The sequence below is a fragment of the Streptomyces sp. MS191 genome, from assembly GCF_008042125.1.
GTDB lineage: Bacteria > Actinomycetota > Actinomycetes > Streptomycetales > Streptomycetaceae > Streptomyces.
Map to the genome: position 1 here is coordinate 1856078 of NZ_RDBI01000040.1, position 19171 is coordinate 1875248.

General features: G+C 72.1%; 17 protein-coding genes and 1 pseudogene. 4 read left to right on the forward strand and 14 right to left on the reverse strand.

Annotated elements, in window-relative coordinates; translation table 11 throughout:
- The coding region (locus EAO71_RS15480) for an acyl-CoA dehydrogenase family protein (RefSeq protein WP_147979318.1) at window positions 1-1150 on the reverse strand (1150 nt) is incomplete at its 3' end.
- A gap of 14 nt (window positions 1151-1164) precedes the next feature.
- Here EAO71_RS15480 and EAO71_RS15485 point away from each other — a divergent pair.
- Window positions 1165-2382 (forward strand): annotated as a pseudogene (locus EAO71_RS15485) (UDP-glucose dehydrogenase family protein); the annotation flags it as partial.
- 86 nt (window positions 2383-2468) lie between these two features.
- On the opposite strand, the gene EAO71_RS15490 reads toward EAO71_RS15485, so the two are convergent.
- The 4 genes from EAO71_RS15490 to EAO71_RS15505 form a co-directional block, all read right to left on the reverse strand.
- Window positions 2469-3386 (reverse strand): membrane dipeptidase, encoded by a 918-nt coding sequence (locus tag EAO71_RS15490; RefSeq protein ID WP_147978257.1) that lies wholly within the window; start codon window positions 3384-3386, stop codon window positions 2469-2471.
- A gap of 170 nt (window positions 3387-3556) precedes the next feature.
- A complete protein-coding gene (locus tag EAO71_RS15495; RefSeq protein WP_147978258.1) occupies window positions 3557-4822 on the reverse strand; it encodes a dipeptidase in 1266 nt (421 codons plus the stop codon).
- Window positions 4819-5358 carry a 5-(carboxyamino)imidazole ribonucleotide mutase gene (gene purE, locus EAO71_RS15500; protein ID WP_147978259.1) on the reverse strand — a complete coding sequence of 180 codons (540 nt, stop codon included), beginning with the start codon at window positions 5356-5358 and terminating at the stop codon, window positions 4819-4821. The genes EAO71_RS15495 and purE overlap by 4 nt, the downstream gene beginning before the upstream one ends.
- On the reverse strand, window positions 5355-6494 hold the full coding sequence (locus EAO71_RS15505) for a 5-(carboxyamino)imidazole ribonucleotide synthase (protein WP_147978260.1): 1140 nt from the start codon (window positions 6492-6494) through the stop codon (window positions 5355-5357). Before EAO71_RS15505 ends, purE begins: the two co-directional genes overlap by 4 nt.
- Window positions 6495-6657: 163 nt before the next feature.
- On the opposite strand from EAO71_RS15505, the gene EAO71_RS15510 reads away from it, so the two are divergent.
- Entirely contained in the window at window positions 6658-7173 is a 516-nt protein-coding gene (locus tag EAO71_RS15510) for a GtrA family protein (protein WP_147978261.1), read from the forward strand.
- Between the two features lie 33 nt (window positions 7174-7206).
- Here EAO71_RS15510 and EAO71_RS15515 read toward each other — a convergent pair whose 3' ends face one another.
- Window positions 7207-8478, reverse strand: coding sequence for an ATP-binding protein (locus EAO71_RS15515; RefSeq protein ID WP_147978262.1), 1272 nt, complete (start codon window positions 8476-8478; stop codon window positions 7207-7209).
- 131 nt (window positions 8479-8609) lie between these two features.
- Window positions 8610-9287 (reverse strand): response regulator transcription factor, encoded by a 678-nt coding sequence (locus tag EAO71_RS15520; RefSeq protein ID WP_147978263.1) that lies wholly within the window; start codon window positions 9285-9287, stop codon window positions 8610-8612.
- Window positions 9288-9714: 427 nt separating this feature from the next.
- Here EAO71_RS15520 and EAO71_RS15525 point away from each other — a divergent pair, with 427 nt between their 5' ends.
- Window positions 9715-11235 (forward strand): peptide MFS transporter, encoded by a 1521-nt coding sequence (locus EAO71_RS15525; RefSeq protein ID WP_147978264.1) that lies wholly within the window; start codon window positions 9715-9717, stop codon window positions 11233-11235.
- An 82-nt stretch (window positions 11236-11317) separates the two neighbouring features.
- Here the strand turns inward: EAO71_RS15525 and EAO71_RS15530 are convergent, their stop codons facing one another.
- From EAO71_RS15530 to EAO71_RS15555, 6 genes are all read right to left on the reverse strand, one after another.
- Window positions 11318-12652, reverse strand: coding sequence for a hypothetical protein (locus EAO71_RS15530; protein WP_147979319.1), 1335 nt, complete (start codon window positions 12650-12652; stop codon window positions 11318-11320).
- A gap of 14 nt (window positions 12653-12666) precedes the next feature.
- Window positions 12667-13797, reverse strand: a complete 1131-nt coding sequence (locus EAO71_RS15535) for a hypothetical protein (RefSeq protein ID WP_261992149.1) — start codon at window positions 13795-13797, stop codon at window positions 12667-12669.
- Window positions 13794-14642: a COG1470 family protein gene (locus tag EAO71_RS15540; RefSeq protein ID WP_261992150.1), complete on the reverse strand. Its 849-nt coding sequence runs from the start codon at window positions 14640-14642 to the stop codon at window positions 13794-13796. The genes EAO71_RS15535 and EAO71_RS15540 overlap by 4 nt, the downstream gene beginning before the upstream one ends.
- Window positions 14642-15325 (reverse strand): peptidase, encoded by a 684-nt coding sequence (locus tag EAO71_RS15545; protein WP_147978265.1) that lies wholly within the window; start codon window positions 15323-15325, stop codon window positions 14642-14644. Before EAO71_RS15545 ends, EAO71_RS15540 begins: the two co-directional genes overlap by 1 nt.
- A 398-nt stretch (window positions 15326-15723) precedes the next feature.
- Window positions 15724-16200 (reverse strand): ATP-binding protein, encoded by a 477-nt coding sequence (locus tag EAO71_RS15550; RefSeq protein WP_147978266.1) that lies wholly within the window; start codon window positions 16198-16200, stop codon window positions 15724-15726.
- Window positions 16201-16290: 90 nt separating this feature from the next.
- Complete coding sequence (locus EAO71_RS15555) at window positions 16291-16659, reverse strand: STAS domain-containing protein (RefSeq protein ID WP_147978267.1); 369 nt, start codon at window positions 16657-16659, stop codon at window positions 16291-16293.
- Window positions 16660-17020: 361 nt separating this feature from the next.
- Between EAO71_RS15555 and EAO71_RS15560 the strand changes: the two genes are divergently transcribed.
- Complete coding sequence (locus tag EAO71_RS15560) at window positions 17021-17794, forward strand: RNA polymerase sigma factor SigF (protein WP_261992151.1); 774 nt, start codon at window positions 17021-17023, stop codon at window positions 17792-17794.
- A 127-nt stretch (window positions 17795-17921) separates the two neighbouring features.
- Here EAO71_RS15560 and hutI read toward each other — a convergent pair whose 3' ends face one another.
- Window positions 17922-19166 carry an imidazolonepropionase gene (gene hutI, locus EAO71_RS15565; RefSeq protein WP_147978268.1) on the reverse strand — a complete coding sequence of 415 codons (1245 nt, stop codon included), beginning with the start codon at window positions 19164-19166 and terminating at the stop codon, window positions 17922-17924.
- Between the last annotated feature and the right edge of the window lie 5 nt (window positions 19167-19171).

Genomic DNA, 19171 nt, shown 5'->3' on the forward strand with positions numbered 1-19171 from the left:
ACGGGAGGTTGCGGGCCATGACGATGCGCTGGACCTGGTTGGTGCCTTCGTAGATCTGGGTGATCTTGGCGTCGCGCATCATGCGCTCGACGGGGTAGTCGCGGGTGTAGCCGTAGCCGCCCAGGAGCTGGACGGCGTCGGTGGTGACCTCCATCGCGACGTCGGAGGCGAAGCACTTGGCGGCGGCGCCGAAGAAGGTCAGGTCGCCGTCCACGCGCTCGGACTTCGCCGCGGCCGCGTAGGTCAGCTGCCGGGCCGCCTCCAGCTTCATGGCCATGTCGGCGAGCATGAACTGCACGCCCTGGAAGTCGGCGATCGGCTTGCCGAACTGCTTGCGCTCCCGGACATAGCCCTTGGCGTAGTCCAGGGCGCCCTGGGCGATGCCGATGGCCTGGGCGGCGATCGTGATCCGGGTGTGGTCCAGCGTCTTCATCGCGGTGGCGAACCCGGTGCCCTCCGCGCCGATCATCCGGTCCGCCGGGATCCGCACGTTGTCCAGGTACACCTCACGGGTCGGGGAACCCTTGATGCCCAGCTTCTTCTCCGGCGCGCCGAACGAGACACCCTCGTCGGACTTCTCCACCACGAACGCGCTGATGCCCCTGGACCGCTTCTCCGGGTCGGTGACCGCCATCACCGTGTAGAACTCCGACACCCCGGCGTTGGTGATCCACCGCTTCACACCGTTGAGGACCCAGAAGTCCCCGTCSCGSACCGCACGCGTCTTCATSCCCGCCGCGTCCGAACCCGCGTCCGGCTCCGACAGCGCGTAGGAGAACATCGCGTCACCCTTGGCCAGCGGACCGAGGTACTTCGCCTTCAGCTCCTCCGAACCCGACAGCACCACCGGCAGCGACCCCAGCTTGTTCACCGCCGGGATCAGCGAGCTGCTGCCGCACGCCCGCGCGACCTCCTCGATCACGATCACCGTCGCCAGCGCGTCCGCCCCCGCACCCCCGTACGTCTCCGGCACGTGCACCGCGTGCAGATCCGCCGCCACCAGCGCGTCCAGCGCCTCCTGGGGGAACCGCCCCTCCTCGTCCACCGCCGCGGCGAACGGCGAGATCTTCGCCTCCGCCAGCGCACGGACCGTCTCCCGGAGCATGTCGTGCTCCTCGGACAGGCGATACAGGTCGAAGTCCTTGCCCATGATCTGGAGCTCCCCTTGAGCTGCTGGCCTCGGGCCGGGTGCCGATGTACGAGCCGGGTCTGGAGGACCTGCTCGCCCGGCACGTCGACGGCATCGAGGGCTCGACCGGACGGCTGCGCTTCACGACCTCCTGGGAGGAGGTCGGCGCCTTCGGAGACGTCCACTTCGTCTGCGTGAACACGCCCCAGAAGCACGGCGAGTACGCCTGCGACATGTCCTACGTGGACGCCGCCTTCGCCTCGCTGGCCGGCGTGGTGCGCTCCGGCGCGCTCGTCGTCGGCAAGTCGACGGTGCCGGTCGGCTCGGCCGAGCGACTGGCGGAGCTGCTGCCGGAAGGGGTCGAGCTCGCCTGGAACCCGGAGTTCCTGCGCGAGGGCTTCGCCGTACGGGACACCCTGCACCCGGACCGGGTGGTGGCCGGTGTGCGCAGCGAGCGGGCGGAGAAGCTGCTGCGCGAGGTGTACGCCGGGCCGATCGGGGAGGGCTCGCCGTTCGTGGTGACCGACTTCCCGACGGCGGAGCTGGTGAAGACGGCGGCGAACTCCTTCCTCGCGACGAAGATCTCCTTCATCAACGCGATGGCGGAGGTCTGCGAGGCGGCGGGCGGCGACGTCGCGAAGCTGGCCGAGGCGATCGGCTACGACGAGCGGATCGGGTCGAAGTTCCTGCGGGCCGGGATCGGCTTCGGCGGCGGCTGCCTGCCGAAGGACATCCGTGCCTTCATGGCCCGCGCGGGCGAGCTCGGCGCGGACCAGGCGCTGACGTTCCTGCGCGAGATCGACTCCATCAACATGCGGCGGCGCGGCCAGATGGTCGAGATGGCGCGCGAGGCACTGGGCGGCGGATCGTTCCTCGGCAAGCGGGTGGCGGTGCTGGGCGCGACCTTCAAGCCGGACTCGGACGACGTACGCGACTCGCCGGCGCTCAACGTCGCGGGCCAGATCCACCTGCAGGGCGGTCAGGTGACGGTCTACGACCCCAAGGGCATGGACAACGCGCGCCGGCTCTTCCCGACGCTGGGCTACGCCGATTCGGCGCTGGAGGCGGTGCGGGGCGCGGACGTGGTGCTGCACCTGACGGAGTGGAGCGAGTTCCGCGACGCGCTGGACCCGGCGGAGCTCGGCGCGGCGGTGCGGGCCCGGGTGATCCTCGACGGCCGCAACGCGCTGGACGCGGGCCGCTGGCGCGAGGCGGGCTGGGTGTACCGGGCGATGGGCCGCCCGCGGGCCTGACGCAGGAAGGACCGGGCCGGTGCCCCGGGCGTCGTCGCCCGGGGCACCGGCCGTGTTCCGGCCCCGTCCCGGCGGGGGGGGACGGGTCAGGCGGCGCGGAGACGGGTCGCGCGGGAGCGGAACTCCGTCTGACGCAGCGCGCGGGTGGCGTTGGCGTGGGAGAGCAGGACCAGGTCCTGGGCGGTCCAGCCCCGGCGGAGCAGCTCCGCGAAGAGGGGGGCGTAGCCCTGTGCCGGGTCCTTCGGGTGGGAGACGCCCACGCAGTGCGGGCCGGCCAGCGTGTGGACGCGGTCCAGGACGTCGGCCGTCACGGCCGGGTCCTCGGCGACCGGGACCATGCAGACGCCGCCGTTCGCGCCCAGCAGGCGCAGGACGTCGTCCGGCAGCGACCCGGGGTCGGCCTCGGTCATCAGGACCGGGGCCTTCGCCACGGCCAGGACCTCACGGACGGTGTCGGGGGCCGCGCCCGACAGGTCCACGGCCAGGCCCAGACGGTTCATCTCCCGTACCGCGTCGCGTACGAAGCGGTCGAAGCCGGCGAGCGTCACCGCCCGTACGCCGAGCGCGTGGTAGGCCCGGAGCGTGGCGAGCGAGCCGCCGATCGCGTCGGCGCTCACCGGGCCGAGCAGCACGGCCACCCGCCCGTGGTTGACGGCGGCCGCGACCTCCGTGGTGGTGTGGGCGAGGCGCAGGTCCTCGGGACAGGCCGCCACCAGGGCGCGGATCGCGTCGATCCGGCGCAGCGCGCCCACCACCCCCTCGTCGGGTCCGACGCGCACGGACCAGAACTGGCCCCCCACCTCCTGCGCGCGGACCGGCGGGAAGTCCTCCGGGTCGAGTTCCGCAGGGAACTCCGTACGCCCCTCGACGACCGGCTGCCCCGCGAGCAGGGCACGCGCGCGTGCCGACTCGTCGAGGGGTGGCGGTGGTTCAGGGGGGTCGAGCTCGCCGGCGGCGGCAGGAACGGCGGAGAGGGTGTGGGGATCGTCTAGCAGACCTGCCATGGTGTTACTCCGAACTCGGCGATGCAGTACCACCCCGCCGAAGGCGCGGGGCAGTACGGTCCACCGTGCCACCGCCGTCGGGTCGGGTCTCGGTGGACTGCTCCGTCCGGGCGACGGGCCCGGGACGCCGAGAAGGCCCCGCCGAGGCGGGGCCTTCTCCTGTCGGACCGTCAGGAAGGTTGCCCGTCGGGGGAGTCGGCGGAGTCCGCGGCGCCGGGGCCGTCGAGGGACTCGATCGTCGCGTTCGACGGTCCTCGCGTCGCCCGCAGCTCGCGCGAGACCGCCTCGGCGTCGCGCAGCACGCGCACCGCATTCGACCACGTCAGCTGGGCGAGGTCGGCGCGCGACCAGCCGCGTGTCAGCAGCTCCGCCACGAGGTTCGGGTAGCCGGCGACGTCGTCGAGACCGGACGGCGTGAAGGCCGTGCCGTCGTAGTCGCCGCCGATGCCGATGTGGTCGATGCCCGCGACCTCGCGCATGTGGTCGAGGTGGTCGGCGACGGTCGCGGCGGTGGCGACCGGACGCGGGTTCTCCTCCTCGAAGGCGCGGTGGATCTTCATCGCGCGCGGGGTGGTGTCGAGGTGGTGCAGCCCGTGCGCGCGCATGTTCTCGTCGGCGCGGGCCGTCCACTCCACCGCGGCGGGGAGGATGAACTTCGGCACGAACGTGGCCATCGCCACGCCCCCGTTGGCCGGGAGCTGCGCCAGCACGTCGTCGGGGATGTTCCGCGGGTGGTCGCAGATCGCCAGTGAGGACGAGTGGGAGAAGACGACCGGTGCGGCCGAGGTCGCGAGCGCGGCCCGCATCGTCGTCGCGGCCACGTGCGAGAGGTCGACCAGCATGCCGACGCGGTTCATCTCACGGACGACCTCGTGGCCGAAGGCGGAGAGGCCGCCGACGCCCGGCACGTCCGTCGCCGAGTCCGCCCACGCGGTGTTGTCGTTGTGGGTGAGCGTCATGTAGCGGACGCCCAGGGTGTGCAGGGCCCGCAGGGTGGCGAGGGAGTCGTTGATGGAGTGGCCGCCCTCGGCGCCCTTCAGGGAGGCGATACGGCCCTCCGCGCGCGCCGCCTCCATGTCGTCGGCGGTCAGCGCGGGGGCCAGCTCCGCCGGGTAGCGCGCGAGGAGCTGGTCGACGGCGTCGATCTGCTCCAGGGTGGCGCTGACCGCGGCGTCCCCGGTGAGCCGGCAGGGCACGTACACGGACCAGAACTGCGCGCCGACGCGGCCGGCCCGCAGCCGGGCCAGGTCCGTGTGCAGCGACCCGGTCTGGTCGGCGCCGATGTCCAGGCGGTCCAGGTCGTAGCGGGCCTGCTCGCGCAGCGCCCAGGGCAGGTCGTTGTGACCGTCCACGACAGGGTGGTCCGCGAGCAGTTCGAGCGCCTCGGCGAGGCGCTCCTGCGCGGGCGCCGTCCCGGCCGTGCCGTCGGCGCTCACTTGGCGAAGCCGAACGACTCCGCGCCCTCGACCTTGGCCCGCAGCCGCTTGCCCTTCTCGGTCGCCTGGTCGTTCAGCTCCTGCTGGAACTCCCGCATCCTGGTGAGCAGGTCGGGGTCGTGGGCGGCGAGGATCCGGGCGGCGAGCAGGCCCGCGTTGCGCGCCCCGCCGACCGAGACCGTGGCCACCGGCACTCCGGCCGGCATCTGGACGATCGACAGGAGCGAGTCCATGCCGTCGAGGTACTTCAGCGGAACGGGCACGCCGATCACCGGCAGCGGGGTGACGGAGGCGAGCATGCCGGGCAGGTGGGCGGCGCCGCCCGCGCCCGCGATGATCGCCTTCAGGCCGCGGCCCGCGGCCTCCTCGCCGTACGCGATCATCTCGCGCGGCATGCGGTGCGCGGAGACGACGTCGACCTCGTAGCGGATCTCGAACTCGTCCAGGGCCTGCGCCGCGGCCTCCATCACCGGCCAGTCGGAGTCCGAACCCATGACGATGCCGACGACGGGGGTGGTGTCGGGGCTGCTGCTCATTCGGTGATCGTTCCTCGCAGGTAGCCGGCGGCGTGGCGCGCGCGCTCCAGCACGTCGTCCAGGTCGTCGCCGTAGGTGTTCACGTGACCGACCTTACGGCCGGGCTTCACGTCCTTGCCGTACATGTGGATCTTGAGCTGGGGGTCGCGGGCCATGCAGTGCAGGTACGCGTAGTACATGTCGGGGTAGTCGCCACCGAGCACGTTGCACATGACCGTCCAGGGCGCGCGCGGACGCGGGTCGCCGAGCGGGAGGTCGAGGACGGCCCGGACGTGGTTGGCGAACTGCGAGGTGATCGCGCCGTCCTGGGTCCAGTGGCCGGAGTTGTGCGGGCGCATCGCGAGCTCGTTGACGAGGATGCGTCCGTCGGTGGTCTCGAAGAGCTCGACGGCCAGGTGGCCGACGACACCGAGCTCCTTGGCGATCCGCAGCGCCAGCTCCTGGGCCTGGCCGGACAGCTCCTCGGACAGGTCGGGCGCGGGCGCGATGACCGTGTCGCAGACGCCGTCGACCTGACGGGACTCGACGACGGGGTAGGCCACGGCCTGCCCGTGCGGCGAGCGGACGATGTTCGCGGCGAGCTCGCGCGCGAAGTCGACCTTCTCCTCCGCCAGGACCGGGACACCCGCCAGGAAGGGGTCGCGGGCGTCCTCCTCCTTGCGGACGAACCAGACGCCCTTGCCGTCGTAACCGCCGCGCACGGTCTTGAGGATGATCGGGAACCCGCCCACCTCCTGCGCGAAGGCCACCGCGTCGGCCGGGTCGGCCACGATGCGGTGCCGCGGGCTCGGCACGCCGATCTCGTCGAGCCGGGCGCGCATCACCCCCTTGTCCTGGGCGTGCACCAACGCGTCGGGCCCCGGGCGGACGGGGATGCCGTCCGCCTCCAGGGCCCGCAGGTGTTCGGTCGGGACGTGCTCGTGATCGAAGGTGATCACGTCGCAGCCACGCGCGAAGTCACGCAGCGTAGCCAGGTCGCGATAGTCGCCGATGACGACCTCGCTCACCACCTGCGCCGCCGAATCCTGCGGGGTGTCACTGAGGAGCTTGAACCTGATGCCGAGAGGGATGCCCGCCTCGTGGGTCATACGGGCGAGCTGACCGCCACCGACCATGCCTACTACCGGGAACGTCACCCTCTTAGGGTATCCGCACGAGACGGTGAGCCTCATCCGGCTGTGCTTTGGCACAGGCGGGCGGCCTTTTCCCGTGGTTTGCCACGTCCACAGGCAGGTGACAGGGCGGCTGGTTAGCATGGCTGGGTCGACACATCCGAACGGACGGGGCTGAACGATCACTATGGGTGAACGAAGCGCACTGCGCGCGCGGCTCGACCGGCTCACGCGTGAGTTCGCCAAGTTCGGCGCGGTCGGTGGTGTCGGGCTCCTGGTGGACCTCGGGGTGTTCAACCTCGTACGGCACGTGACGGACGTGCCCGTCGTCCGGGCGAGCATCATCGCGACCGTCGTCGCGATCGGCTTCAACTACCTCGGCTTCCGGTACTTCACGTACCGGGACCGGGACAAGAGCAGCCGGACCAAGGAGCTGACGCTCTTCCTCCTGTTCAGCGTGATCGGCCTGGTGATCCAGAGCGGGATCCTGTACGCGGCGACGTACGGCTTCGGCTGGGACACCCCGCTGCAGAGCAACGTCTTCAAGTTCCTCGGCATCGGCGTCGCGACGCTCTTCCGCTTCTGGTCGTACCGGACCTGGGTCTTCCGTACGCTCCCCGCGCGCGAGGCCGTGCAGACCGCGGAATCGTTCCTGGAGCAGGCGCCGCGACAGGCGCCCCACAAGCAGCCCGACCGCGTCTGACCCCATTCCCCGGCCCGGGCCTGACGGCCGCGCTCAGCGGACCGGGCGCTGCGCCGTCTCGTCCTTGCGGCCGCTGACCTCGCGGCCGAGGAACAGCGCGAACACCGGAGGCTGCTGCTGGAGCAGCTCCAGCCGGCCGCCGTCCGCCTCCGCCAGGTCGCGGGCGACGGCCAGGCCGATACCCGTGGAGCTGCGGCCGCTGACCGCCCGCTCGAAGATCCGCGCGCCGAGGTCGGCCGGGACGCCCGGGCCCTCGTCGGTCACCTCGATCACGGACTGGTTGCCGGTGACCCGGGTGCGCAGGGCGACGGTGCCGCCACCGTGCATGAGCGAGTTCTCGATCAGGGCGGCGAGGACCTGGGCCACGGCCCCCGGGGTCCCGACGGCGCGCATGCCCTGCTTGCCGGAGTGGACGATGGCCCGGCCCGCGCTGCGGTAGGCGGGGCGCCACTCCTCCAGCTGCTGCTTGATGACCTCGTCGAGGTCGAAGGCGATGGCGGAGCCCGTCCGGGGGTCGCGGGAGTTCGTCAGCAGCCGTTGCACGACGTCGGTCAGCCGCTCGACCTGGGTGAGGGCGATCGTCGCCTCCTCCTTGACGGTGTCGAGGTCGTCGGAGAGGGCCACCTCCTCCAGGCGCATGGAGAGCGCCGTGAGGGGTGTACGGAGCTGGTGGGAGGCGTCCGCGGCGAGCCGGCGCTCGGCGGTGAGCATCCGGGCGATCCGTTCGGCGGAGGCGTCCAGGACGTCCGCGACCCGGTCGAGCTCGGGCACCCCGTACCGCTTGTGGCGCGGACGGGGGTCGCCGGAACCGAGCCGTTCGGCGGTCTCGGCGAGGTCGGTGAGCGGCGAGGCCAGCTTGTTCGCCTGGCGTACGGCGAGCAGCACGGCGGCCACGACGGCGAGCAGGGCCACGGCGCCGATGATCAGCAGGGTGCGCCCGACCTCGGCGGTGACGGTGGCCCGGGACTCCTCGACGACCACGGTCTCGCCGCGCTCGCCCTCGGCGGTGGAGCGGATGACGCTGCCGCCGGGCCGGGTGCCGATCTCGATGCGGTCGCGGCCGGGGATCGTGATCTCGGCGTACCGCTTGGCACCGCTCTGCTCGGCGAGGATGTCGGGGTTGACGGGCTCTCCCCCGATGAGCCGGCTGTCGACGATGGAGACCAGCCGCAGGGCCTCGGAGTCCACGCTCTCCTGGGCACTGCTGGAGATGGTGCGCGTCTCGACGATGACGAGGGAGACCCCGAACACGGCGATGACGACGAGCACCACGGCGAGCGTGGAGTTGATCAGACGGCGGCGCACGTTGCCCTCCGGGCCGGGAGTACGGGGTACCCGACGAGCCTACGGCGCTCCGGCGGCCGGGCGCGGCGTACGAGGACGGGGGCCCAGGCGCCGGACCGCCCACCGGCCCCCGGTCGGCTCGTCGGCGCCGGTCAGCTCTTCTCGAAGCGGAAGCCGACGCCGCGGACCGTGGCGATGTAGCGCGGGTTGGCCGCGTCGTCGCCGAGCTTCTTGCGGAGCCAGGAGATGTGCATGTCGAGGGTCTTCGTCGAGGACCACCAGGTGGTGTCCCAGACCTCGCGCATCAGCTGGTCGCGGGTGACCACCCGGCCGGCGTCGCGGACCAGGACCCGCAGGAGGTCGAACTCCTTCGCGGTGAGCTGGAGCTCCTCGTCGCCCATCCACGCGCGGTGCGACTCGACGTCGATGCGGACGCCGTGCGTCGCGGGGGCCGCCACCGGCTCGGTGGCGCCGCGCCGGAGCAGGGCCCGGACACGGGCGAGCAGCTCGGCGAGACGGAAGGGCTTGGTGACGTAGTCGTCGGCGCCCGCGTCCAGACCGACCACCGTGTCGACCTCGTCGGCGCGGGCCGTCAGGACCAGGATCGGCACCGTGTGGCCCTCGGCGCGGAGCCGCCGGGCCACCTCCAGGCCGTCCATCCCGGGCAGCCCGAGGTCGAGTACGACGAGGTCCACTCCGCCCTGGAGTCCGGCGTCGAGGGCGGTGGGCCCGTCCTCCCGCACCTCGACCTCGTACCCCTCGCGCCGCAGGGCGCGGGCCAGCGGTTCCGAGATGGATGCGTCGTCCTCGGCCAGCAGTACTCGGGTCATGAGCTGATGGTAGTCCGCACGGCCCACGCACCGGGGCGTGATCCACCGCCCCGGACGATCCCCTCCGGATCAGGGATGTCATCCTGCTCATGACCTTCGATCAGTGCCCCCTGGTTCCTCTTTCACCTGTGATCCATCTCTCAAGTCCTTCCATTTCAGGCACTGTCGTGTCGTATGGTGGCGATACGTCAGTAGCGGTAATCGGGGACCTTTGGCTCGCTTCACACGCCAAGGGTCTCTTTTCTGCACGAGGTGGGCACCGCCGGCCTCGGAGACGGTGAACGACCTGTGGGCCGGGTCCCGGAGCGCATCGACGCTTCCGGGGCGTGGATCCCGGTGGGCTGCCGAACGCTCCCACCGGTGCCGGCCTCCCCCACCGGGCGCATCACGCTCACAAGGCGCGCGTCCCGACAGAGCAAGGATCGACATGGCGTCCAGCCTGACGACGGCTTCCACCGGAACCACTGGTTCCGAGAAGACGTTCTTCGGCCACCCCCGCGGCCTGGCCACCCTCTTCATGACCGAGATGTGGGAGCGCTTCTCCTACTACGGCATGCGGGCCCTTCTCGTTCTGTACCTGGTCTCCGGCGGCGCGGACGCCGCTACGGGCAGCCAGGGTGGCGGCCTCGCCATGACGGCGGCCACGGCGACGGCCATCTACTCGGTGTACGTCTCGATGGTCTACCTCATGGCCATGCCGGGCGGCTGGTTCGGCGACCGCGTCTGGGGCGCGCGCAAGACCGTCACCATCGCCGGTTTCGTGATCATGGCGGGCCACGCCTCGCTGGCCATCCCCGGTCAGGCGATGTTCTTCGTCGGCCTGGCGCTCGTCGCCGCCGGCTCCGGTCTGCTCAAGGCCAACATCTCCACGATGGTCGGCCACCTCTACGACGGCCCCGACGACCCGCGCCGTGACGGTGGCTTCACGCTCTTCTACGTCGGCATCAACCTCGGCGCCTTCGTGGCCCCGTTCGTGGTCGGCACCGTCGGCGAGAAGGTCAACTGGCACCTCGGCTTCGCGCTCGCCGCGCTGGGCATGGGCCTGGGCCTCGTCCAGTTCCTCATCGGCACCCGGAACCTCAGCCCGAAGAGCAACATCGTCCCGAACCCGCTGTCCCAGGCCGAGCGCAAGGGCATCCTGGTCAAGGCCGCCCTGATCTTCGCCCTGGCCGCCGCGTTCTACGGCGTCGTCATCGCCCTGGGCGTGTACACCCTGAACTGGGCGCTCGTCCCGATCACCCTCGCCGGTCTGATCATCCCGGTCGCCGTCCTCGTCCGCATCAAGCGGGACAAGGACCTCGACAGGACCGAGCAGTCGAAGATGACCGGCTACATCTGGTTCTTCGTCGCCGCCGCCGTCTTCTGGATGATCTACGACCAGGGTGGTTCGACCCTGTCGCTGTTCGCGGACGACAAGACCGCTGACACCGTGTTCGGCTTCGGCTTCCCGGCCACCTGGTACCAGTCGCTGAACCCGCTGTTCGTGATGGCGCTCGCCCCGGTCTTCGCCTGGCTGTGGCTGTGGCTGGCCCGCAAGAACCAGGAGCCGAACACCATCGTGAAGTTCGCGATGGGTCTGGTCCTCGTCGGCGCGTCCTTCTTCGTCTTCATCGTCCCGATGAACATGGCGGGCGACGGCACCAAGGTCTCCCCGATGTGGCTGGTCACGATCTACATGATCCAGACCATCGGTGAGCTGTGCCTCTCCCCGGTCGGCCTCTCCGTCACGACGAAGATGGCGCCGCAGAAGTACGCCTCCCAGATGATGGGTGTCTGGTTCCTCGCCGTCACCGCCGGCGACTGCACCACGGGTCTGCTCTCGCTGGCCGGTGTGGACCTCAACGGCACAGGGATCATCGCCATGCAGGCCGCGCTCGCGGTCCTGGCGGGCTTCGCGATCTACATGTACCGCAAGAAGGTCCAGGGACTCATGGGCAGCGTCCACTGACGCTCCCGACGGACCGCGTCGTACGCACGGAGGGCCGCCGCACCGGATTCGGTGCGGCGGCCCTCCGCCGTTCGGCCGGACGTCACCTCCGCAGGCGCGCCCACGGAGTGAAGGTGAACACCGCCCCGCCGAGCAGGATCACCGTGCCGGCGACCAGGGCGAGCGCGCGCAGGGCGCCCTCGTCCTCCGCTCCGGTGGCGGCGAGCCCACCGGAGCTTCCGGCCGAGCCGGAGCCTCCGCCCGCGGCCGCGTCGCCGCCGCCCGCCGCACCGCCCTCCTGCTTGGACGTGTCCAGCTCGAGGGAGGCCTGGACGCTGCCCTTGACCTGGCAGGGGATCACGATCGGCGAGCCGCCCAGCGACACGTTGATGGTCAGCGTGCCGGGACTGAGCGTGGACTTGCCGCTCGCGCCCGGCTTGTACGTGCCCTTCATGTCCGGCAGGTCGACCGGTTTACCCTGCTCCAGCGGGGCGGAGTTCGCCGGTCCCGTGACGGTGACGGTGCCGCTGTCGGCGCCGCCGATCCTGACCGCCATCGAGGGCTTGAGCGCCCCGGCGGGGAGCGGGGCGGGGCTGTCCATGACGCCCTTGGCGGTCTTGACGGTCAGGTCGAAGCTCCCGCCGTTCTTCTTGGCGTCGATCGTCACCTTCGAGGTGATGTTCGCCGGCCCCGGCGACTGGCAGGCGAACTGGACCGCGACCTCCTTGCCGCTGAAGTCGGTCTGCCCCCCGCCCCCGCCGGAGGTACCGCCCGCGGTCGACCCGCCACCGCTCGTCGTACCGCCACCGCTCGTCGTACCGCCGGAGGACGTTGTACCACCGGACGCGGTGGTGCCGCCGGACGCGGTGGTGCCGCCCGAGGACGTCGTACCGCCGGACGAACCGCCGCCGCCCGCCGAGACCTTGATCGTGGCACCCGCCGCCGGCGTCTCCTTCGGCGAGCACTTGGTGTCCGTCGACAGCGGCTTCGAGACGTTGATCGTGTACTTGTCCGGGGTCAGCGTGATCTCACCCGCCTTCTCCAGCTTCAGCTTGCCCTTCATGTCCGGCAGGATCATCGGGCTGTTCTTCGGGATGGCCGGGTTCTGCCGCGGGCCCTCGACGGTCAGCGTGGCGCTCGCCGCGCCGCCCACCTTGATCGTGCCGGTGGGCTTGACCGTGTCCTTCTCCAGGTCGAGGACGTCGGGGTTCTTGGACGCGGCCTCGACGGTCTTCCAGACCACCTCGACCTCGTCGCCGACCTTCGCCTCCGCCGGCGCGGTGATCTGCACCTTGGTGGTGCCCTGGACCGGCGGAAGGCCGGAGATGGACGGCGGTATGCACTCGGTCCTGTACGAGACCTCGGCCGCCTGAGCGGGGCCGGCGGTCAGCAGGATCCCCGCGCCGCCGAGCATCAGCGCGACTCCCGCCGCGCTCATCCTCCGTTGCGTGCTCACGAATGTCCCTTCGTCGTCGGGCTGTTCTCTGACGGTGCGGAGTCCGGGGTGAACCACGGCAGGACCGTGGTGCTGTCGTCGGCCCGTGCCGGGACGGGCCGGGGTGCGCGCAGGGGCGTGCGGAGCCGGCGGTGTCCGGCGGCCGGGGCGGACCGGGCGGCGGGGCCGCGGGTCGGGCGCACCCGGTCCACCACCGCCATGCCGATCCGGAAGAGCGCCGCCGGGACGACCACGGCGAGCAGCACCCAGAACAGCGTCACGCCCCAGGGCCGGCCGACGCCCCAGGGCTGCTCGACCAGGACCTTGCCCGCGTACCGGACCGAGACCTGGTAGTCGCCGTGCGCGCCGGCGGTCAGTTCGACGGGCAGCCTGATCGTCGCCTTCCCGCCCGGCCGGATGGTGCCGCGCCACTGGCGTTCCTCGTACTGCGGCGAGAAGACGCCGTGGCTGGTGCCGACCTGGAAGACCGGGTCCCTGACCGGGGTCTGGCCGAGGTTGCCGACGGTGAAGACGACCTCCCGCCCGGCGGGCGCGCCGAACCACACGAGTACGCCGCTGGACCCGTCGAGGCGGACCGAGGCGAGCACGGCGAGCCGGCCGTCGCCGGACGCTTCCGGCAGAGGTGCGACCGGATGCCCGGCGACGGTGAACGCCACGTCCACCGCGTCCTGCTGGCCGGTGACGCCGGCCACGTGCACCACACAGGGGCAGGGCTTGGGAGGTTCGGCGACCGGCATCTTCCGGCTGAACGCGCCCTTGGCGTCGACGGTGGCGGCCCGGCCGGCCGTGTTGGCACAGGAGTTGGTGCCGCCGATGACGCCCTTGCCCGGCGCGGACTGGCCGCAGATCAGCAGCATCAGCAGTGCCCCGGGCTTCCAGCCGGAACCGCTCACCGTGATCTCGCCGCCGGTGCCGCCCTCGGCCTGGGACAGGGCGACGGCCGGGCCGGGGGCGGGTGCGGCGCCGGCCCGGATGGCGGGCAGGAGACTCAGCACCAGCGCGGCGAGCAGCAGGCAGAAGGCCACGCCGGCCCGGGAGTCGGCCCGCGACCTGCCGGCGGCTCCGCCGCGGAGGTACGCCCGGTCCCGCCCGTCGCGCCATTCGCGTCCGCCGCGCCATCCGCTCATCGGGTCGCTCCCGCCGTCGCCTCGGCCCGCGCGTGTTCCTCCACCGGGTCCCCGGGCGTCGGGCCCGGCCGGGTGCGGCGCCTTCGGGCCGCGTGGGCGGCCGCTCCGGCCGCCGCGAGCAGTGCCGTCGTGCCGGTGGCCCACGCGGGTCCGGAGACGAAGACGGCCTCGGTCCGGGCGGTCGCGGGCGGGGCGCCCGGGGCCGTGACGCTCAGCCGGACCGTGACGGAGTCGAGGGCCGGCCGATCGGGCCAGGGTTCGGTGCGGACGGATCGCTCGCCGGGGCGCAGGGTGACGGGCAGAGCCCGGGAGGGGCGGTCGAGGACGGTGCCGAGGACGCCGTCGGCGCGCACCGCGACGCGGGGCGTCAGGACCGTGTTGCCGCGGTTGACGAGGGTGTAGCGCAGCGTCCCCGAGCGGTCGGTCGTCACGTCCTCGACGGTGAGCGCCGCCAGGCTCGGGCCGCTCACCCGCAGATGCAGCGGCACCCGGCTCTCCCGTCCGCCGGAGGTCGCGAGCAGGGTGCCCGTGTGTTCGCCGGGCGGGGTGGCGGCGGTCACGGTCACGGCGAAGGGCACGTCGGCCCGGGTCCTGGCCGGCACCGTGACCGTCCGCGCGGCGAAGGCGACGGGGGCGCCCCGGGCGCTCAGGCGCACCGTGAGCGGTCGCGCGCCCGGGTTCGTCACGGACAGGGTGTCCTGCAGGACGCTGCCGGCGGCGCCCTCCAGATAGACGTACGGCCGACCCTCGGCCGGTCCGGCGCTCCACTGCGGGGCAGGGGCCGCCGCGACCGCTCCCAGCAGCGTGGCAGCGGCGGCCCCGAGCCCGGCCCACGCGCCCCGCATCAACGCGCCGGGCGCCGCGTGAGCCAGAGCACCCCGGCCGCGCCGGTCAGCAGCACGGTGCCGCCGAGGGTGCCGAGCGCCGTCGCGGAGTCGAGCGGGCCGGTCTTCGGCAGTTCCCCGCCGCCGGAGGACCGGGTGGCGCCGGACGAGCCGCCGGAGTCCGACGAGGACCCGCCCGCGGCGGTGACCTGGAGTTCGAGGGCCGGCTTCGGGTTGTTCTTCGGGGTGCAGACGGCCGCGTCCATGCCGAGCGCGTGGACGGTGAGCACCCCGGCCGTGAAGGTGACCTTGCCGCTCTTCTTCGGCGTGTACGTGCCCGTCAGCTTCCCTATCCTGATCGGGGTGTCGGGCGGGATCGCCGCGGTGTTGGGCGTGCCCGTGACCTTCAGCGTCCCCTGTTCCGCGCCGCCGAGCCGGAGTTCCGCGCGCGGGGTCATGACGCCCTTGGGCAGCTCGACGGGACTGTCGGAGACGCCCTTCTCGAAGGACATGGTGATCGTGTAGCCGCTGCCGCTCCTGACGGCCGTGATGTCGACGGGCGAGACGGCGCCCTTCGGGCCGATCTTCGTCTCGCAGGCGTAGTCGACGTCGACGACGGCGGCCCGGGCCGCGGGGGCGGAGGCCAGCACCACCGAGCCCGCCGCCGCTGCCAGCGCGAAAGCTGTTCTCCTCCGGTACGGCACCTCAAGCACCCCTCACCGCAAAGTTACTGACGGCACATCAGATTGGGCGTCAAGGTACGCCTGGGGCGTTGCAGAGGGAAGACAAAGGGACGGGCGAAGTGGATGCCCGCCGGACGTGGCCGTGCGGGCCGCACGCCTGTCCGGGGCGGGAGCGGCCCGTGGGGCCGGAAGGGGTGCGCCGGGCGGGTCCGCGACGACCGGAGCCGCCGTCGGGACGCGCGGGAGCGGTCGGCACGCGGGAGCGGTCGGTACACGGGGGCGTTCGGCACGCGGCACGGACCACCGTCCGCGCCGGGCCTCAGACGTCAAGCGCCTGACCTCAGGCGCCGGGCGTCAGGCGTCAGGCGTCGGACCTCAGGCGTCAGGCGGCGAGTGAACCTCTGACACCTCGGCAGGATCTACGCGGGAGAGGCCAGTTCGGCCCAGACGGTCTTCCCGGGGGCGCCGGGGGTGCGCTCGATGCCCCAGTCGAGGCAGAGCCTCTGCACGATGAACATGCCGTGTCCGCCGGGCCGCCCGGCGCGGTGCGGGGCGCGGGGCGCGGGCTGGCCGGCCCCCCGGTCGGTGACCTCCAGGCGAAGCACCTTGTTCCTGCGCCGGACGCACAGCTCCTCGGGGCCCTCCGCGTGCAGGCAGGCGTTGGTGACCAGTTCGGAGACGACGAGCAGGACGTCCTCGGCGGCGGCCCGGGCCTCCGCGGTCGCGGCGGGGAGCCAGCCCCACGCGTAGAGGGCCGACCGCGTGAAGTCGCGGGCGAGCGGAACGGTGCCACTGGTCGCGCCGAGCGCGAGCGTCCGTACGTCGAGATCGGCGGCGACGCCCGACACCGGGCCCGCGACCTCCTCGACCTCCCTGCCCCCAGCAGCAGTGTCCATCAGCGCTTCACCTCACCGATTCAACCGATATCACCGGACAACTCACCCGACCCGGGCTCTTCTGCCCGGCTGTTTCCCGAAAACACCCGCTCAGCCGGGGAGTGCCGCGGCGAGCGAGTCGTGCACGGTGAAGACGACGTCCGCACCGGTGATCTCGAAGACCCGGGCGACGACGGGCCGCATGCCGGCCAGATGGACGCCTCCCCCGGCGGCATCGGCCTTCAGCCGGGCACCGAGCAGCACGTTGAGCCCGGTGGAGTCGCAGAAGTCGAGCCGTGAGCAGTCGACCACGAGCCGTGAGCGGCCGGCGGCGAGAGCCCTTTCAAGTGGCATACGCAACAGTTCGGCGGTGTGGTGATCGAGCTCACCCACCGGGGTGAGCACTTCGCTCGCCCCCTCGGTTCGAACCTCGACGCGCAGCCGTCCCGGCTGCGTGCTGCCGACGCTCTGGCGGTCCATGCCCGTGCCTCTTCTCGCTGTCGCGGATGCCCGTTGACGTGCGTAGAACCATACAAGTTCGAGGCTCCCTCCGGTAGCCGAACTCCACCACACATCCCTACAAAACGGACAATTGACACTTGCGACGTACCCCGCCGACCGGGTAGGGCTAGTACCGGAACATTCGAAACGGCCGGCTTTGGAGGCGCCGCAAACCGCAGCGAGAAGAAACGATGGAGGAGACCATGTCACCCCGGCTCGACGCCCCGCGCACCCCCGACGGGACGCGGCCGTCGTCATCGAAGGCGACCGTGTCGTCTGGGTCGGTGAATCCAGAAAAGCACCCGCCACTGACAACCGGGTCGACGCCGCCGGCCGGGCGGTGATCCCCGGATYCGTCGACGCGCGGGCGCTCTCCAAGACCCTCTTCGCCCGCCTCGACGCACTCGAGGAGGGCACGCACGAGTACGCGTACGTCCGCAACACCCTGGTCGAACTCAACCTGGCCCTGGTGAAGTTCGCCGCCTCCCGGTACCGCACCCGCAGCGAGCCGATGGAGGACATCATCCAGGTGGGCACGATCGGCCTCATCAAGGCGATCGACCGCTTCGAGCTCACCCGCGGCGTCGAGTTCCCCACCTTCGCGATGCCGACGATCGTCGGCGAGATCAAGCGCTTCTTCCGCGACACCTCGTGGTCCGTGCGCGTCCCGCGAAGGCTCCAGGAACTCCGCCTCGACCTCGCCAAGGCCGGTGACGAACTGGCCCAGAAGCTCGACCGCGCGCCCACCGTCGGCGAGCTCGCCGAGGAACTCGGCCGCAGCCGCGAGGAGATCGTCGAGGGAATGACGGCGGGCAACGCCTACACGGCGAGCTCGCTGGACGCCCAGGCCGAGGACGACGACGGCGAGGGCTCGCTCGCCGACCGCATCGGCTACGAGGACCACGGCATCGAGGGCGTCGAGTACGTCGAGTCGCTCAAGCCGCTGATCGCCGCGCTGCCCGCGCGCGAGCGGCGCATCCTCTCGCTCCGCTTCGTCGCCGGCCGGACCCAGTCGGAGATCGGCGAGGAGCTCGGCATCTCCCAGATGCACGTCTCGCGGCTCCTCAACCGCACCCTCGCCCGGCTGCGCAAGGGCCTGACGCTGGAGGAGTGACTCCCCGGCGGACCCGGGACAGAGCCGTCCCGGGCGGCCCGCACCGGGAGCCCCGCGGAAAGGGCCCGTTCTTCGGAACGGGCCCTTCCGCGTGTCCGGGCGCCGCCCCGGCGCCGGCGCGGCCGGGTCAGACCGCGCGGACCCCGCGGCGCCAGACCTGCTCCACCAGCGGCACGCCCGGCCGGTAGGCGAGGTGGACGTGCGAGGGCGCGTCCAGGACGGACAGGTCGGCGTACGCGCCCGGTGACAGCCGGCCGACGTCGGTGCGGCGGAGCGCCGCGGCGCCGCCGGCGGTGGCGGACCAGACGGCCTCGTCCGGCGTCATCCGCATGTCCCGGACCGCCAGCGCGATGCAGAACGGCACGGAGGACGTGAAGGACGAGCCGGGGTTGCAGTCCGTGGACAGGGCCACCGTCGCGCCCGCGTCCAGCAGCCGGCGGGCGTCCGGCCACTCGGCGCGGGTGGAGAACTCGGCGCCCGGCAGCAGCGTGGCCACGGTCGCGGACTGCGCCAGCGCGTCGACGTCCGCGTCGGTCAGGTGCGTGCAGTGGTCGGCGCTCGCGGCGTCGAGCTCCACGGCGAGCTGCACGCCGGGACCGTACGAGAGCTGGTTGGCGTGCACCCGCGGGTGCAGGCCCCTGGCCTTGCCGGCGGTCAGGATCGCGCGCGCCTGGTCGCCGTCGAAGGCGCCCTTCTCGCAGAAGACGTCCACCCAGCGGGCGTGCGGGGCGCAGGCGTCGAGCATCTCGCCGGTGACCAGGGCCACGTACCCGGCCGGGTCGTCGGCGTAGTCCGGCGGGACGATGTGGGCGCCGAGGTAGGTCACCTCGTCGGTGTGGGCGGCGGCGATCCGCAGGGCGCGCGCCTCGTCCTCGACCGTGAGTCCGTAGCCGGACTTGGTCTCGAAGGTGGTCGTGCCCTGGCGCAGGGCCTCCGCCAGGTAGCGGGTGAGGTTGCGCTCCAGGTCGGCGTCCGAGGCCGCCCGGGTCGCGGCGACCGTCGTGCGGATGCCGCCCGCCGCGTACGCCTGGCCGGACATGCGGGCGTTGAACTCGGCGGTGCGGTCGCCCGCGAACACCAGGTGCGAGTGGGAGTCGACGAATCCGGGGATCACCGCCCGGCCGGCGGCGTCGACCCGGTTGTCAGTGGCGGGTGCTTTTCTGGATTCACCGACCCAGACGACACGGTCGCCTTCGATGACGACGGCCGCGTCCTGGATCAGACCCAGGGGCGTTCCATCACCGAGGGAGGGATCGTTGGTGACCAGACTCGCGATGTTGACGATGGCGGTGGCGGCCGTCGCCACGGTGCTCTTCGCGCTGGTGGGGGCGGAGCTCGCCACCGGACTGTTCGTTGCGGCGGGGCCGTTCATGGTGA